Here is a 15,892-nt window from a genome sequence, read left to right on the forward strand (position 1 = left end):
GCCGCCCGATCCGACTGTCGTCACCTGCAAAGAAAATTCAACTGGTACGGCCGGCGGCCTCGGCCGCGTCGGCCCCGGCGCCCGCCCGGGCACGCGCGGCGGCCCGCAGCGTCTCGATCTCGCGCTCGAAGTCGGCGAGCGAGTCGAACGACCGGTAGACGCTGGCGAACCGCATGTAGGCCACCTCGTCCAGGTCCCGCAGCGGGCCCAGGATGGCCAGCCCCACCTCGTGGCTGGGGATCTCGGCGGCCCCCTTGGCCCGGACGGTCTCCTCGACCTTCTGCGCGAGCAGCGCGAGCGAGTCGTCGTCCACGGGCCGGCCCTGGCACGCCTTGCGTACCCCGCCGACGATCTTCGTACGGCTGAACGGCTCGGTGACCCCGCTGCGCTTGACGACCGCGAGGACCGCCTCCTCCACCGTGGTGAACCGCTTGCCGCACTCCGGGCAGGACCGCCGCCGGCGGATCAACTGGCCGTCGTCGGCCTCCCGCGAGTCGACCACCCGGGAGTCGGCGTGTCGGCAGTACGGACACCGCATCGCACCCGACCTCCTTCATCGATCGCGGGCCCGCCGACCGCTTCGCGGGCACGCGTCAGCGCGGCGGAGCCATCTGTCGATGGTCTTCGCCGTGTCGACGGTGCCGGAGTGCGGTCGGTAGTCGAACCCAACCTGTAGGCGACTTACGCCCATGTGACTACTACATCTAGGGGTCGACCGTAGGCCGCTGCGGATCGGAGGTCAAGTTGGCCGGCGTGTCCGGCGCGTCACCGGATTCCGGGGTCGACCGGCAGCGCCGCCCGCCGCAGGACCAACCGTCCGGCACCCCCGAGGGTTACCGGCCCGACCGAGGCGAACCGACCGGCGAACGGACAGGAGTCGAACACCCGTTCGATCCGACGTATCATCTATCAGAACACGAGTACGAGCGGACCGGTTCTTCATCCCGACACGCCGAGCAAGGTCGTACAGATGTTTGAAAATGGCCGATCTCACCTATACGGTCTTGAAGAACCGGCGCGGAAACCTCCGTCCACCGGTCAGCTCGCGCCGCGCACCACTCGCACCACCGCACGCACCACGAGCCGCCAGGGCACCCAGCGCCGACCAGGGAGGACGGACGTGACCGAGGATCGGGCCAGCCGGCCGAAGAGCCCGCAGCAGATCACCGAGGCGGGACCGCCGGCCACTCGACGCCGGGGCGCCGCGCGCAGCCGGACCGGGCAGCCCGCCGTGCGCCCGGTCACCCCGGTGGTCAGCGCCTTCCCCGACCCCGCGACGGTGGATCTCACCGCCCGGCAGCGCCGGATCCTGGAGTTCATCCGCACCTGGGTCGAGCGGCACGGCTACCCGCCGAGCGTGCGCGAGATCGGCGAGGCCGTCGGCCTGGTCTCGCCGTCCAGCGTCGCCTACCAGCTCAAGGAGCTGGAGAAGAAGGGCTTCCTGCGCCGCGACCCCAACCGGCCGCGGGCCGTGGACGTCCGGGCCCCCGCCGACGTCGACGAGGAACTGGCCCGTTCGCAGCGCCCCGCCCCGGCCTACGTGCCGATGCTGGGCCGGATCGCGGCCGGTGGCCCGATCCTGGCCGAGCAGGCCGTGGAGGACATCTTCCCCCTCCCCCGCGAGCTGGTGGGTGAGGGCGAGGTCTTCATGCTCCAGGTCAAGGGCGACTCGATGCTGGACGCGGCGATCTGCGACGGCGACTGGGTCGTGGTCCGGCAGCAGCCGACGGCCGAGGCCGGTGACATCGTCGCCGCCATGCTCGACGGCGAGGCGACCGTGAAGACCTACCGCCGCCGCGACGGGCACGTCTGGCTCATGCCGCAGAACCCGGCCTTCGACCCGATCCCCGGCGACGACGCCACCATCATGGGCCGGGTCGTCGCGGTGCTGCGCCGCATCTGATCCGCCACCACTCCGGGTGGCCGCCGCCGGCGGTCACCCGGTTTGGCGCCCCTGCGCTCCTCGACCCGCACGGGCATCCCGCACCGGCCGTCCACGCGGTGCCGTGCGCTCGGCACGTCAGTCCCGCACGGCCGTCGGTCCGGCGGGATTCAGTAGCGATCGCCCCGGTAGCCCCGGCCGCCTCCGGGCACGTGCCCGTAGCCACGACCGTCCTCGGGGCCATCGTCACGTCGGCGGACCGGCCGCTGGCCGCGGGGATCCGGCTCGCCGCCCCGACGCGGCGGCTCCGCCCGGCCACCACCGTAGCCGCCACCGCCCGGCTGACTCCCGCCACCGTAGACACCGCCACCGGGGCGACCGCCCCCCTGGCGTCCGCCACCGCCGCCCTGCCGGTCACCCGCGCCGTCGCCCTGGCGTCCGCCGCCCTGGCGGCGACCAGCGGGTGGCGGCCCGCCCAGGCCGGGCGGCGGCCCGTCGACGGGCGGACGTCCGCCGCCGTAGACACCGCCGCCGGCAGCCGTACGGGCTCCGCCGTAGACACCGCCACCAGCCGGACGGGCACCGCCGTGCCCCCCGCCGCCGGCCGGCGGACGGCCGCCGTGCCCCCCGCCGCCGGCCGGCGGACGGCCGCCGCGCCCACCGGCAGGGCCGCCGTAGACCGCCCCCGCCGGCGCACCGCCGTAGACGCCGCGCCCCCGGTCGCCCGGCGGAGCGAAGTCGTCGTCCGCCGGCCCACGCCGGTCGTCGGCGAGGACGTCGTCGCGGTCCGGACCGTCGTCGCCGCGGGCAGGCGCCGGCTTGCGCCGGGCCCTGAGGATGCCGAAGACACCGGCCGCCACCATCAGCGCGCCGATCACCCCCACGGCGGCGATCAGGTAGGTGATGTCGCTCAGGCTGAGGCCGTCGACCCAGGACTGGCCGGCCTTCTTCGGCGCGTCGTCCTCGCCGGCCACCGCTTTCGCGCCCTGCGTGGAGGGGGTGTAGGCGAGGATGTCGATCGGGGCGTCCTCGTCGAGCTGGCCGCCGTCCGAGACGGTGAGGAGGGTCTTGCCGTCGGGGCTGTAGGTGATCGCCTCGCCGAACGGGTCGGCGAGCGGCGTCACCCGGGGCTTGCCGCCGGTGAGGGCCGCCACGACGTTCCCGTCGGTCACGTCGTACTCGAAGGCGTCGGCGTAGGTGCGCACCACGACCCGGGAGCCGTCCGGTGACCGGGCCGCGCCGGTGATCGCCACCCGACCGGGAGCGCCGAGCCGGTTGTCCGTGTCGGTCTCCGGCAGGCTGATCTCGCCGACCTTCTTCATCGGCACGGCCGGGGTGTCCCCGCTCTTCATCTTCTCGGCGGGGGAGAAGATCTGGGCCTTGCCGGACATCACCTTCGTGATGATCAACGGGTTGCCGTCGTCACCGATCAGCAGCGCCTCGGCGTCGTGCGGCTTGCCCTCCGGGTAGGAGAGGCGGTGCAGCACCGGCCGCTTGGACCCGTCGACCGGCATGCTCCACAGCGCCACCCGCTCGCGGCGCTCCCGACTGGTGACGTTGTCGCCGGTGTCGGCGATCCAGAGGGTGGCGCCGTCCGGGGAGAGCGCCAGATCCTCGGTGTCGAACGGGCCCCTGCCCGAGTAGCGGACCGGCTCCTTCGAGATGCCGCACTTGGCGTCGAGGAAGAAGACCCGCTTGCGGCTCTCCACCTCGGTGCCGTCGTTGATCACGATGTAGCCGCTCTTGGTGGCCACCAGGCCCGACAGCTCCCGCAGCCGCTCGTCGGTGACGGTGCACCGCTTCTTACCCGCAGCGGCCGTGAGCGGGGACGCGGCCGAGGCCGGTGCCGCCGCCAGGGCGACCCCCGTACACGCCACGGTCGCCCCCAGCAAGCCGAGGACGACCGTGACCGAAGAAACAGCGCGGCGCATTCAGTCAGTGTCGCACGCCGGTGGTTTCGGGCGCGTGACGCCGGGAGCCGTCATCGCGCGCCCGCGACCGCCCGGTCCTCCTCCACCCGGAACGGCGCCAGCTCGGCGGCGAGCGCCTCGCCGACGCGTACGTGCACCAGGGTGCCTTCCGGCAGGTGGGAGGTGCTCAGTACCTCGCCCTGACGGTGCACCCGGGCCACCAGGTCGCCCCGGTCGTACGGCAGCACCGCGCGGACCTCCACGGCCGGGCGGGGCAGCCGCGACTCGACTGCCTCGCGCAGCCCGTCGATCCCGCGGCCGGTGTGTGCGGAGACGAAGACCGCCTCCGGCCAGAGCCGCTTGAGCCGCAGCAGCGTCTCCTCGTCGGCCGCGTCGGTCTTGTTGACCACCAGCAGCTCGGGCAGCCGGTCGGCGCCCACCTCGGAGAGCACCTCGTGGACCGCCCGGACCTGCTCCTCCGGGTCCGGATGGGTGCCGTCGACGACGTGCACCACCAGGTCGGCCTCGGCGACCTCCTCCAGCGTCGAGCGGAACGCCTCGACGATCTGGTGCGGCAGGTGCCGGACGAACCCCACCGTGTCGGAGAGGGTGTAGAGCCGCCCGTCGGCCGTGGTGGCCTTGCGGGTGGTCGGGTCGAGGGTCGCGAAGAGCGCGTTCTCCACCAGCACGCCCGCCCCGGTCAACCGGTTGAGCAGGCTCGACTTGCCGGCGTTGGTGTAGCCGGCGATGGCCACGGCCGGTACGGCGTTGCGCGAACGCCGGGCGCGCTTGGTCTGGCGTACGGTCCGCATGCCCTTGATCTCGCGGCGCAGCCGGGAGATGCGGTGGCGGATCCGGCGCCGGTCGGTCTCCAGCTTCGTCTCACCGGGGCCACGCAGACCCACGCCGCCGCCGGCACCGCCGCCGCGACCGCTACCACCGGTCTGCCGCGAGAGGGTCTCACCCCAACCGCGCAGGCGCGGCAGCAGGTATTCGAGCTGGGCGAGCTCGACCTGCGCCTTGCCCTCCTTGCTCTTGGCGTGCTGGGCGAAGATGTCGAGGATCAGCGCGGTGCGGTCGACCACCTTGACCTTGGTGCGCTGCTCCAGGTTGCGCAGCTGCGACGGCGACAGCTCACCGTCGCAGATCACCGTGTCGGCGCCGGTGGCGAGCACGACCGCGCCGAGGTCGTCGACCTTGCCCCGGCCGACGTAGGTGGCGGGGTCGGGGCGGTTGCGCCGCTGGATCAGCCCTTCGAGCACCTGTGAGCCGGCGGTCTCCGCGAGCGCGGCCAACTCGGTGAGGGAGTTCTCGGCGTCGTTCTGCGAGCCCTCGGTCCAGACGCCGACCAGGACGACGCGCTCCAGGCGCAGCTGGCGGTACTCGACCTCGGTGATGTCGGCGAGCTCGGTGGAGAGGCCGGGGACCCGCCGCAGCGCCTGCCGCTCCGACAGCTCGAGCTCACCGGTGGTGGCGTCGGGCTCGTCGTCCTCGTAGGGAAGTAGGGTCTCCTGGTTGTGCAAGCCGGTCTCCTGTCCGTTCTGTCACGTACCGAGCAATCCTGACATGTGCCAACGCGGAACGCACCCGCTATATGCCCGCCTGGCCGGGCCACAAAAGTGGGGGCGGATGCCGGAGGGGCCGGCCGGGGCGAGTAGAAATGCGGGGCGAGCCGTTCAGCGTCGACGGAGGGACCCCGTGGCCATCACCCGACTTCCCAGTGCCGGATTCTCGATCACGATGCGGATCGCCGTGCCGGCGGACGCGTCCTCGATCGGCCGGCTGACCACCTCCGTGGGTGAGGCCGGAGCGATCGTCACCGCGCTCGACGTGGTGGACTCCGACCCGACCCACGTGCTCGTCGACCTGACCTGCGACACCGCCGACGCCAGCCATGCCGACCAGGTGGTCGACGCGTTGACCGCGCTGGACGGCGTGGACGTGCGCAAGGTCTCCGACCGCACCTTCCTGCTGCACCTCGGCGGGAAGATCGAGGTCAGCTCGAAGGTGGCGCTGCGCAACCGTGACGAGCTGTCGCGGGCGTACACCCCGGGGGTGGCGCGGGTGTGCATGGCGATCGCGGAGAACCCGGCCGACGCCCGCCGGCTGACCATCAAGCGCAACACCGTCGCCGTGGTCAGCGACGGCTCCGCCGTGCTGGGCCTGGGCAACCTCGGGCCGGCGGCGTCGCTGCCGGTGATGGAGGGCAAGGCGGCGCTGTTCAAGCGCTTCGGCGGGGTGGACGCCTGGCCGGTGGTGCTCGACACCCAGGACACCGACGAGATCGTGCAGATCGTCAAGGCCATCGCCCCGGCGTACGGCGGGATCAACCTGGAGGACATCGCCGCGCCGCGCTGCTTCGAGATCGAGGCGCGGCTGCGCGAGGCGCTGGACATCCCGGTCTTCCACGACGACCAGCACGGCACCGCGATCTGCGTGCTGGCCGCGCTGACCAACGCGCTGCGCGTCGTGGGCAAGCAGCTCGCGGACGTCCGGGTCGTGGTCTCGGGGGCGGGCGCGGCCGGCACCGCGATCATGAAGCTGCTGCTGCGCCAGGGCGTCGGCGACATCATCGCGTACGACCGGCAGGGCGCCCTGCACCGCGGCCAGAGCGGGCTCAACCCGGCCTGGCAGTGGCTGGCCGAGAACACCAACCGGGAGAACTACTCCGGCGACCTGGCCGGGGCGGTACGCGGCGCGGACGTCTTCATCGGGGTGAGCGCGCCGAACCTGCTCAGCGGCGACGACATCGCCACGATGGCCAAGGACTCGATCGTCTTCGCGCTGGCGAACCCGGACCCGGAGGTCGACCCGCGGGAGGCGCGCAGGTACGCCGCCGTGGTCGCCACCGGCCGCTCCGACCAGCCGAACCAGATCAACAACGTGCTCGCCTTCCCGGGCGTCTTCCGGGGCATGCTGGACGCGCACGCCGAGGAGTTCACCGAGGAGATGGCGATCGCGGCGGCCCGGGCCATCGCGGACGTGGTCGGCGAAGACAAGATCAACCCGACGGTGATCGTGCCCAGCGTCTTCGACTCGAGGGTCTCCCCGGCGGTCGCCGCGGCGGTCCGCGCCGCCGCCCAGAACCCGACCCCGTCCCCCGCCGCCGACCCGGGCCCCGCCGACCTCCCCGAGATCGCCGCCGGAGCCAGCGCCACCCCCTGACACCAGATCCACGTCAGGACTGCGTGGCGCCCGCCCCGCCCGGCCCCTTGATCGTCGACGGTTCAGCGAGTCGACACGCCGCCGCCCGAGCAGCTCAACTGCCGACGTCCAGGGCGCACCGCACAGGAGGCCGGGGCGGGCGGGGCTGGGCGGGTCAGGGGGTCGTCAGGGTGGCGGGGTCGAGGGTGCCGGTGGCCACCAGGGTGGCCGGGCCGGCCAGCCAGCAGGAGCCCTCCGTCACCGTGACCGAGAGGCGACCGCCCGGGACGTCCACCGCCAGCACGCCGGTGTCCCGGCCGGCGTCGCGCAGGGCCACCGCGGCCACCGCGCAGGCGCCCGTACCGCAGGAGAGCGTCTCGGCGGAGCCACGCTCGTACACGCGCATGAGCACGTGGCCGTCGGTGTCGTCGACGGGCTCGCCGGGGGCCGTGAACTCCACGTTCACCCCGGCCGGGAAGACCGCCGGGTCGACGTCGGGGGCGCGGGTGAGGTCGAGCGCGGTCAGTTCCAGCCCGGCCGGCAGCGCGCAGACCAGGTGCGGGTTGCCCACGTCGACCGCCGTACCGGGCAGGGTCAGCCCGCCGAGGGTGGCGGTCGCGGTGTCGTACAGCCGGGGGCGGCGCATCTCGACGGCGATGGCGTCGGCCGTGACCAGCGCGCGTACGACGCCGGCCCGGGTGGCCACCGGCAGCGCCCCGTCCGCCGGCTCGGCCAGCCCCGTGGCGAGCAGGTAGCGGACGAAGACCCGGGCGCCGTTGCCGCACATCTCCGCGAACGACCCGTCGGCGTTCCAGTAGTCCATGAACCACCCGGCCTCGCCGGACATCCCGGCGCCCTCCGGGTGCGCGGCCGCCCGGACCACCCGCAGCACGCCGTCGCCGCCGAGCCCGCGCCGCCGGTCGCAGAGGGCCGCGACCAGCCCCGGTGTCAGGTCGAGCCGATCGTCCGGATCGGGGAGGATGACGAAGTCGTTGCCGGTGCCGTGGCCCTTGGTGAACTGCACGCCCCCATCATCTCGCAACGGCCGGCAGCAGGCGCAGGGCGGCCGGGACCAGGTCCGCCGCGGCGGAGTCCAGCCAGTGGATCCGCGGGTCGCGGCGGAACCAGGACCGCTGCCGCCGGACGAAGCGCCGGGTGGCCCGGACGGTCTCGTCGTGTGCCTCGGCCTCCGTCAGCTCCCCGGCGAGGAAGCGCAGTACCTGCTGGTAGCCGAGCGCGCGGCTGGCCGTACGCCCCTCGGGCAGGCCCCGCCCGACGAGCTCCCGGGTCTCGGCGACCAGCCCGTCGGCCCACATCCGGTCCACCCGCAGGGCGATCCGCTCGTCGAGCAGCGCGGTGTCCAGGTCGACCCCGAGCTGCACCGACGGGTAGTACGGGGTCGGTTCGGGCAGCGCGGCGGCGAACGGCGCCCCGGTCAGCTCGATGACCTCCAGGGCCCGCACGATCCGCCGCCCGTTGCCGGGCAGGATCCCCGTCGCGGCGGCCGGGTCGGCCTCGCGCAGCCGGGCGTGCAGGGGGGCGGGGCCGGCCTCGGCGAGTTCGCGTTCCAGCCGCTCGCGCACCGCCGGGTCGGTGCCGGGGAACTCGAAGCGCTCCAGCACCGCCCGCACGTAGAGGCCGGAGCCGCCGACCAGCAGCGGAACCCGGCCCCGGGTCAGGATGTCGTCGACCGCCGCGCGGGCCAGCCGCTGGTACGCCGCGACGCTCGCCGGCTCGGTGACGTCCCAGATGTCCAGCAGGTGGTGCGGCACCCCGTCGCGCTCGGCCGGGGTGAGCTTGGCGGTGCCGACGTCCATGCCCTGGTAGAGCTGCATCGAGTCGGCGTTGACCACCTCGCCGTCGAGGGCGTGCGCGAGGGCGATGCTCAGCGCCGACTTGCCGGCCGCCGTCGGTCCGACCACGGCGACCACCGTCCCGACCGGCGGGCGGGCGGTCACGCGGGCGCCCACGAGGCGACGAAGTAGGCGACGCCGTAGGGCGCCGAGTGGTGGCGCAGCTCGCCGCGCCAGTCACCGCCCGCCGCACGAACCGCGCCGGCCAGCACCTGCCAGGGCGCGCGGCCGGCGACCCGCAGCTCCGCCGACCGGACGGGGTCCAGGTCGAGCAGGGCCCCGGTGTCCGCGTCGGCCAGGGCCCGGGCGACCCCGTCGTCGTACGCCTCGGCGCGCGGGTCGTCGTAGCCGGGCGACTTCGGTCCCCGGCAGGCCGACCCGTCCCCCGTCACCAGCAGGGCGGTACGCGGCTCCGGCGCCGCGCCGAGCGCCGCCCCCAGCTCGGCGCACTCCGCCGGGGAGGCGTCGGCCGCGACGGAACGGGCCAGCCGGGGCAGTTCGGTGCGGGAGCGCCCGAGCAGCCACGCGCCGACGGTCAGGCTCAGCGGCAGCCGCTCGCCGCCGGCGCAGTTCACCTTCCACAGCCGCACCTGCCGGTCGAGGCCGTACTGCCGCAGCGAGCCGTGGTCGGCCGCGTTGAAGAGAGTCGTCTCCGGCCCGCCGCCGACCAGGACGACCACCTCGGGCCTGGCGGCGAGCAGCCCGGCGACGGCGGCGTCGCAGGCGGCGCGGAGCGCGTCCAGCTCGGGCGCGGCGGCACCCGCCAGCTCGGGGACGATCAGCGGCGGATGGGGGCAGACGGCGGCGGCGACCAGGGGCACCAGGCAACGGTATCGGCACGACGGCGCCCGGTTGCCCGGCACCCGCCCCGGGAACGCCCGGCACGTCGGATAAGCCGCACGGCGGATTGCGACACTCCCCCCAGGGAGCCCCTGCGAGGGCGCTAGGACACCGTATGGTCACGGTCGGCGATAGGCGCTCGACGGGAACGGGGTCGCACCTGTGACAATGCCGGGGGAAACTTTGCTGCGCCGTGGCGGCGATCGCGGGACTCCTCCCCGACGCCGGGAGAACGAGGATGGGCACATGAGCGACTGGACTGCCTTCGGACGGGTGGACGCGGACGGCACCGTGTACGTCAAGACCGCCGACGGCGAGCGGGTGGTCGGATCCTGGCAGGCGGGAGCGCCCGAGGAGGGGCTGGCCCACTTCGCCCGCCGCTTCGACGACCTGGTGACCGAGGTCAACCTGACGGAGGCCCGGCTCAACTCGGGTGCCGCCGACGCCGGCCATTCACTGACCACCGTCCGGCGGATCCGCGCGTCGCTGGCCGAGGCGCACGTCGTCGGCGACATCGACGCGCTGGCCGCCCGGCTGGACCGGCTCGCCACGGTCGCCGAGGAGAAGGCCGGCGAGGCCAAGGCCGCCCGGGAGGCCGCCCGCGGCGAGGCGCTCGCCCGCAAGCAGGCCCTGGTGGAGGAGGCGGAGAAGCTCGCCGCCGAGTCGACCGGCTGGAAGACCGCCGGGGACCGGCTCAAGGAGATCCTCGACGAGTGGAAGACCATCCGCGGGGTCGACAAGAAGACCGACGGCGAGCTGTGGAAGCGCTTCGCCGCCGCGCGCGACGGCTTCACCCGCCGTCGGGGGGCCCACTTCGCCTCCCTCGACGCGCAGCGCAAGCAGGCGCAGACGGTCAAGGAGGAGCTGGTCGCCGAGGCCGAGAAGCTCAAGGACTCCACCGAGTGGGCGGCCACCGCCAACCAGCTCAAGGAACTGATGAACCAGTGGAAGGCCGCTCCCCGGGCCTCCAAGGAGGCGGAGCAGAAGCTCTGGGAACGGTTCCGGGGCGCGCAGGACGAGTTCTTCACCCGGCGCAGTGAGGTCTTCTCCGCCCGCGACAACGAGCAGCGGGGCAACCTGGAGCGCAAGCAGGCGCTGCTCGCCGAGGCCGAGGCGCTGGACGTCGACGGCGACCCGAAGGGCGCGCAGGCCAAGCTGCGGGAGATCCAGGCCCAGTGGCACGAGGCCGGCCGGGTCCCCCGCGAGGCGGCGGCCGGGCTGGAGCGCCGGCTGCGTACGGTCGACGAGAAGGTCCGCGAGGTGATGGACTCCGCGTGGCGGCGCACCACCAAGGAGGACAACCCCCTGCTCGCCCAGATGCGGGCGCAGGTCGCCGAGGCCGAGGAACGGCTGGCCCGGGCCCAGGCGGCCGGGGACGCCCGGCGGGTCAAGGAGGCCGAGCAGGCGCTGGCGTCGAAGCGGCAGTTCCTCCAGCTCGCCGAGCAGGCCGGCTGAGCCGGCCGCCCAGGCTGGCGATCGCCGGCATCGCGCCGGAGCGCCCGGCGGGCGCGCACCGAGTTGCCACGGAAGCCCCGGTCCACCGCGGACCGGGGCTTCCGCCCGTCCGGAGCAGCGTGAAGTCCATCGTGACCGCCGGCGCGGGCAGGATCTCCGTCTGACGCTCCCGGCACACCGGGCGGGGCCTGCGCGCGCAGGCCCCGCCCGGTCGCGTCTCAGTGCGCGGCGCAGCCGGTCGTCGGCGCGGGCGCCGCGGCCGGCGCACCGATCGTGGGCAGCCCGAGCAGCACTCCCGGCGTACGCGGGGCGCGCCCCGCCTCGGCCGCGTCGCCCGCGCGGGTACGCCGGTGCGACAGCGGCTCACCGTCGGCGTTGAGGTGGTGCGGGGCGGCGTAGGTGACGGTGGTCTGCACGACGTCGCCGGGACGGATCCCCGCGTCGCCGTGTCGACCGTTCGCGCCGGTGGCGAAGTGCACCAGGCGGCCGTCGCGGGCCCGGCCGGACATCCGGCCGGTGCGCTCGTCCTTGCGCCCCTCGCCGACGGCGACCAGCACTTCGACGGTCTCCCCCACGAGCTTCTTGTTCTCCGCCCAGGTGATCTCCTCCACGCAGGCGATCAACCGCTCGTAGCGTTCCTGCACGACCTGCTTGGGCAGTTGGCCGTCCATCGTGGCGGCCGGCGTGCCGGGGCGCTTCGAGTACTGGAAGGTGAACGCGGAGGAGAAGCGGGCCTCGCGGACCACGTCGAGGGTGCGCTCGAAGTCGGCGTCGGTCTCGCCGGGGAACCCGACGATGATGTCGGTGGTGATCGCCGCGTCCGGCATCGCCGCCCGGACCTTTTCGATGATGCCCAGGTAGCGATCGGCCCGGTAGGAGCGGCGCATGGCCCGCAGCACGTCGTCGGAGCCGGACTGGAGCGGCATGTGCAACGAGTGGCAGACGTTGGGCGTCTCGGCCATCGCGGCGATCACGTCGTCGGTGAAGTCCTTCGGGTGCGGGCTGGTGAACCGGACCCGCTCCAGCCCGTCGATGTCGCCGCAGGCGCGCAGCAGCTTGCCGAAGGCGAGCCGGTCGCCGAACTCCACGCCGTAGGAGTTGACGTTCTGCCCGAGCAGGGTCACCTCCAGCACGCCCTCGTCGACCAGGGCGCGGACCTCGGAGAGGATGTCGCCGGGGCGGCGGTCCTTCTCCTTGCCGCGCAGGGAGGGCACGATGCAGAACGTGCAGGTGTTGTTGCAGCCGACGGAGATCGACACCCAACCGGCGTACGTGGACTCACGCCGGGTGGGCAGCGTCGAGGGGAAGACCTCGAGGGACTCGAGGATCTCCACCTCGGCCGCCGCGTTGTGCCGGGCCCGCTCCAGCAGCACCGGCAGCGACCCGATGTTGTGCGTGCCGAACACCACGTCGACCCAGGGCGCCTTACGGACGATCTCGCCCCGGTCCTTCTGGGCCAGGCAGCCGCCCACCGCGATCTGCATCTCCGGGTGCCGGGCCTTCACGGGGCGCAGGTGACCGAGGTTGCCGTAGAGCCGGTTGTCGGCGTTCTCCCGGACGGCGCAGGTGTTGAACACCACCACGTCCGGATTGTCGGCGGCCTCGGCGGCGCGCACGTAGCCCGCGCCCTCCAGCAGGCCGGAAATGCGCTCGGAGTCGTGCACGTTCATCTGGCAGCCGTAGGTGCGCACCTGATAGGTGCGCGGGCTGCTCGCCGCTGCGGTAGTCATGACCCGGACAGCGTATCCGGGCCCACCGACCGGAACTAACGAGGAGGAGCCGTGTGCCGGAGCATCAAGACCCTTCGTGAGCCGTACGTCGCCGAGGTGACCCCGGGCGACGTCGACGCGGCGGCGTTGCAGTACGTCCGCAAGATCTCGGGTTTCCGCAAGCCCGCCGCCCACAACGCCGCGGCCTTCGACGCGGCGGTCGCCGCCGTCGCCGCGGCCACCGCGACCCTGCTCGCCGAGCTGGAGGTACGCGGCGGCCGCTCCACTAGCCCGGCGAGCTGATCCCGCCGCCGGGCCGGGACGGGGGGGCTCGCCCCCGCCGGCCCGGCTCCCGGGCTGCCTCCGCCGCGCCGGCTACCGGGCTCCCTCCGCCGTACCGGCACGGGGGCGGCAGCGGGTGCGCGGGTCAGGCGGCGGCGAGCGCCGGGAGCACCGAATCCGGCGCCCAGCGCGAGCGGTGGCACTGCGACCAGCCGCGACAGCGGGTGTCCGCCTCGGTGCACAGACGCTGGTTGGTGAGCAGCTCACCGTCGTCGGTCTCCCGGACGTCGAAGTGCACCGGCCGGATCGTGCCGTCGGGCGCGACGAGCAGGTGCCGCCCGGCGTCGAGCGTGTCGTCGCGCAGCAGGCAGTTGCGGTCCAGCAGCCGCGCCAGCGTGGCGACGCTGCCGTGCTCGGAGAGCCGCTCGGGCACCCCGTAGCAGTCCACGATCGTGGCGTACTCCCCCGGCGCCTGCCAGACGTCGCAGATCACCGCGTACGTCGGCAGGCGGGCGGGGTCCGCCGCCGCCAGGGGCATCACCACCCGGCCGAGCGCCTCGGCCAGTGCCGGGTAGACCTCCACCGGCCGTACCTGGTCGATTCTCCAGTTCCACAGCTCGGTCATGCCGCCTCCTCGCTGTGCTCGTCCCACCGGCCTCCGGATCGGGCCTTACTGACGATGGTGGGGGGCAAATGACTTCAGCCAGGGGCAAGTTACCGGTCTGTGACCATTCCGGGCAAAATTTCCCCGAGCGCCATTGCTCCAAGTAGCGGAAAGGTGACAGTTTATCGGGTACGGTGGCCCGATCCGGACGCCACACGCCGGGAGGCTGCCCTCAGCGCACGATCACGCGGTGCTCGCCGGGCGGCAGCAGCTCGCCGACCACGGGGGCACCCGGCAACTCGCCGGCGACCAGCAGGCCACCCGAGGTCTGCGCGTCGGCCAGCAGCAGCCGTTCGTCCTCGGCCAGCCGGCCGAAGTCGGTCCACGGGGTGACCCACTCCAGGTTGCGCCGGCTGCCGCCGCTGACGTGCCCGTCGCGGACGGCCTCCCGGGCACCGGCCAGGTAGGGCACCCGGGCCGCGTCGATCGCCACCGTCAGCCGGCTCGCCCGCGCCAGCTTGGACGCGTGCCCGAGCAGGCCGAAGCCGGTCACGTCGGTGCCGCAGCGGATGCCGGCCGCCACGGCGGCCCGCGCCGCGTCCCGGTTCAGGGTCGTCATCGCGGCGACCGCCTCGGGGAAGCGCTCGCCGGTGGCCTTGTGCCGGGTGTTGAGTACCCCCACGCCGAGCGGCTTGGTCAGCGACAGCGGCAGGCCGGCCCGGCCCGCGTCCAGGGTGATCAGTTCCTCGGGCCGGACCACCCCGGTGACGGCCAGCCCGTACTTGGGGCCCTCGTCGTCGACGCTGTGCCCGCCGGCGAGGTGGCAGCCGGCGTCGCGGGCCACGTCCTGCCCGCCGCGCAGCACCTCCCGGGCCAGCTCCAGCGGCAGCACGTCGCGCGGCCAGCAGAGCAGGTTCAGGGCCACCAGGGGGGTGCCGCCCATGGCGTACACGTCGGAGAGGGCGTTGGTCGCGGCGATGCGCCCCCAGTCGTACGCGTCGTCGACGACGGGGGTGAAGAAGTCGGCGGTGGTGACCAGGCCGGTGCGCTCGTCGAGCCGGACCACCGCGGCGTCGTCGCCGTGGTCGAGCCCGACGAGCAGCTCGGCGGTGCCGGTGGCCGGGCCGAGCCCGGCCACCATGGCCTCCAGCTCCCCGGGAGGAATCTTGCACGCGCAGCCGCCACCCCGGGCGTACCGGGTCAGCCGTACCGGTTCCGTCATCCCCACATGATCTCCGGGCCGCCTCGCCGCCGCCACGGAGACAGCGCTCGGACGCGGTCGGAACCGGACTCTTGACCCCGATCCGAACTGGTGTTATCGCTCCGTGACCAACCAGGTTGCGTACCGCCACATCCCCCCGCCTACAGTTGCGCAACCGGGGGTCACCCGACCCCGCGCGACGACAGGGACGGTGAACGACGTGACGACGGGCGAACCGCTCATCGTGCTGGACTCGGTCAACAAGTGGTTCGGGCCGCTGCACGTGCTGGACGACGTCTCACTGTCGGTCGGGCGCGGCGAGGTGGTCGTCGTGATCGGCCCGTCGGGCTCCGGCAAGTCGACGCTCTGCCGCGCCATCAACCGCCTCGAACCGATCAGCTCCGGCACGATCACCTTCGACGGGCAGCCGCTGCCGGCCGAGGGCAAGGCGCTGGCGAAGCTGCGCAGCGAGGTCGGCATGGTGTTCCAGTCGTTCAACCTGTTCGCGCACAAGACGATCCTCGAGAACGTCACGCTCGGGCCGGTCAAGGTCCGCAAGGAGAAGCCGGCGGCGGCGCGCGAGCGCGGCCTGGCCCTGCTCGACCGGGTGGGCATCGCCAACCAGGCCGACAAGTTCCCGGCCCAGCTCTCCGGCGGCCAGCAGCAGCGGGTGGCGATCGCCCGGGCGCTGGCCATGCAGCCCAAGGCGATGCTCTTCGACGAGCCGACCAGCGCGCTGGACCCGGAGATGGTCGGCGAGGTGCTGGACGTGATGACCTCGCTGGCCAGCGAGGGCATGACCATGGTCGTGGTGACCCACGAGATGGGCTTCGCCCGGCACGCGGCGAACCGCGTCATCTTCATGGCCGACGGCCAGCTGGTCGAGGACGCACCGCCGGCCGAGTTCTTCGCCAACCCGCGCAGCGAGCGGGCCCGGGACTTCCTCTCCAAGATCCTCACGCACTAGGCGTCCGTACCTGGAGCGCGCCGTCCCCCGGCGGGTTCCGTCGAA

The 15,892-nt window shown here is 73.6% G+C and carries 14 protein-coding genes; 5 read left to right on the forward strand and 9 right to left on the reverse strand.

What is annotated here, in order from left to right; genetic code table 11:
* Window positions 1–37 precede the first annotated feature (37 nt).
* A complete protein-coding gene (nrdR, locus tag KBX06_RS10980; protein WP_210834360.1) occupies window positions 38–538 on the reverse strand; it encodes a transcriptional regulator NrdR in 501 nt (166 codons plus the stop codon).
* A gap of 582 nt (window positions 539–1,120) precedes the next feature.
* Here nrdR and lexA point away from each other — a divergent pair.
* Window positions 1,121–1,903: a transcriptional repressor LexA gene (lexA, locus tag KBX06_RS10985; RefSeq protein WP_121395974.1), complete on the forward strand. Its 783-nt coding sequence runs from the start codon at window positions 1,121–1,123 to the stop codon at window positions 1,901–1,903.
* Between the two features lie 149 nt (window positions 1,904–2,052).
* Here lexA and KBX06_RS10990 read toward each other — a convergent pair whose 3' ends face one another.
* Together KBX06_RS10990 and hflX are read right to left on the reverse strand one after the other, a co-directional pair.
* The gene (locus KBX06_RS10990; protein WP_210834361.1) at window positions 2,053–3,813 is read right to left on the reverse strand and encodes a hypothetical protein; all 1,761 of its coding nucleotides are present in this window, start codon (window positions 3,811–3,813) and stop codon (window positions 2,053–2,055) included.
* A gap of 50 nt (window positions 3,814–3,863) precedes the next feature.
* A complete protein-coding gene (hflX, locus tag KBX06_RS10995) occupies window positions 3,864–5,315 on the reverse strand; it encodes a GTPase HflX (protein ID WP_210834362.1) in 1,452 nt (483 codons plus the stop codon).
* 175 nt (window positions 5,316–5,490) lie between these two features.
* On the opposite strand from hflX, the gene KBX06_RS11000 reads away from it, so the two are divergent.
* The gene (locus tag KBX06_RS11000) at window positions 5,491–6,957 is read left to right on the forward strand and encodes an NAD-dependent malic enzyme (RefSeq protein ID WP_210834363.1); all 1,467 of its coding nucleotides are present in this window, start codon (window positions 5,491–5,493) and stop codon (window positions 6,955–6,957) included.
* Between the two features lie 154 nt (window positions 6,958–7,111).
* Here KBX06_RS11000 and dapF read toward each other — a convergent pair whose 3' ends face one another.
* The 3 genes from dapF to KBX06_RS11015 are packed head-to-tail and all read right to left on the reverse strand — an operon-like array spanning window position 7,112 to window position 9,610.
* Window positions 7,112–7,960 carry a diaminopimelate epimerase gene (gene dapF, locus KBX06_RS11005; RefSeq protein ID WP_210834364.1) on the reverse strand — a complete coding sequence of 283 codons (849 nt, stop codon included), beginning with the start codon at window positions 7,958–7,960 and terminating at the stop codon, window positions 7,112–7,114.
* A gap of 7 nt (window positions 7,961–7,967) precedes the next feature.
* Window positions 7,968–8,894 (reverse strand): tRNA (adenosine(37)-N6)-dimethylallyltransferase MiaA, encoded by a 927-nt coding sequence (gene miaA / locus KBX06_RS11010; RefSeq protein WP_210834365.1) that lies wholly within the window; start codon window positions 8,892–8,894, stop codon window positions 7,968–7,970.
* Window positions 8,891–9,610, reverse strand: a complete 720-nt coding sequence (locus KBX06_RS11015; protein ID WP_210834366.1) for a class III extradiol dioxygenase subunit B-like domain-containing protein — start codon at window positions 9,608–9,610, stop codon at window positions 8,891–8,893. Before KBX06_RS11015 ends, miaA begins: the two co-directional genes overlap by 4 nt.
* A gap of 265 nt (window positions 9,611–9,875) precedes the next feature.
* Between KBX06_RS11015 and KBX06_RS11020 the strand changes: the two genes are divergently transcribed.
* Complete coding sequence (locus KBX06_RS11020) at window positions 9,876–11,084, forward strand: DUF349 domain-containing protein (protein ID WP_210834367.1); 1,209 nt, start codon at window positions 9,876–9,878, stop codon at window positions 11,082–11,084.
* A gap of 218 nt (window positions 11,085–11,302) precedes the next feature.
* Here KBX06_RS11020 and miaB read toward each other — a convergent pair whose 3' ends face one another.
* A complete protein-coding gene (gene miaB, locus KBX06_RS11025; protein WP_210834368.1) occupies window positions 11,303–12,814 on the reverse strand; it encodes a tRNA (N6-isopentenyl adenosine(37)-C2)-methylthiotransferase MiaB in 1,512 nt (503 codons plus the stop codon).
* A gap of 51 nt (window positions 12,815–12,865) precedes the next feature.
* Between miaB and KBX06_RS11030 the strand changes: the two genes are divergently transcribed.
* Complete coding sequence (locus tag KBX06_RS11030) at window positions 12,866–13,096, forward strand: DUF2277 family protein (protein ID WP_151453952.1); 231 nt, start codon at window positions 12,866–12,868, stop codon at window positions 13,094–13,096.
* Between the two features lie 124 nt (window positions 13,097–13,220).
* Here KBX06_RS11030 and KBX06_RS11035 read toward each other — a convergent pair whose 3' ends face one another.
* Together KBX06_RS11035 and selD are read right to left on the reverse strand one after the other, a co-directional pair.
* Window positions 13,221–13,700, reverse strand: coding sequence for a hypothetical protein (locus tag KBX06_RS11035; RefSeq protein WP_210834369.1), 480 nt, complete (start codon window positions 13,698–13,700; stop codon window positions 13,221–13,223).
* A 211-nt stretch (window positions 13,701–13,911) separates the two neighbouring features.
* Entirely contained in the window at window positions 13,912–14,901 is a 990-nt protein-coding gene (selD, locus tag KBX06_RS11040) for a selenide, water dikinase SelD (protein ID WP_210834370.1), read from the reverse strand.
* A gap of 190 nt (window positions 14,902–15,091) precedes the next feature.
* On the opposite strand from selD, the gene KBX06_RS11045 reads away from it, so the two are divergent.
* Window positions 15,092–15,847 (forward strand): amino acid ABC transporter ATP-binding protein, encoded by a 756-nt coding sequence (locus KBX06_RS11045; protein ID WP_101414685.1) that lies wholly within the window; start codon window positions 15,092–15,094, stop codon window positions 15,845–15,847.
* Window positions 15,848–15,892: the final 45 nt, after the last annotated feature.

Origin of the sequence: Micromonospora sp. C31 (genome assembly GCF_018070575.1) — a bacterium.
Taxonomy (GTDB): Bacteria; Actinomycetota; Actinomycetes; order Mycobacteriales; family Micromonosporaceae; genus Micromonospora.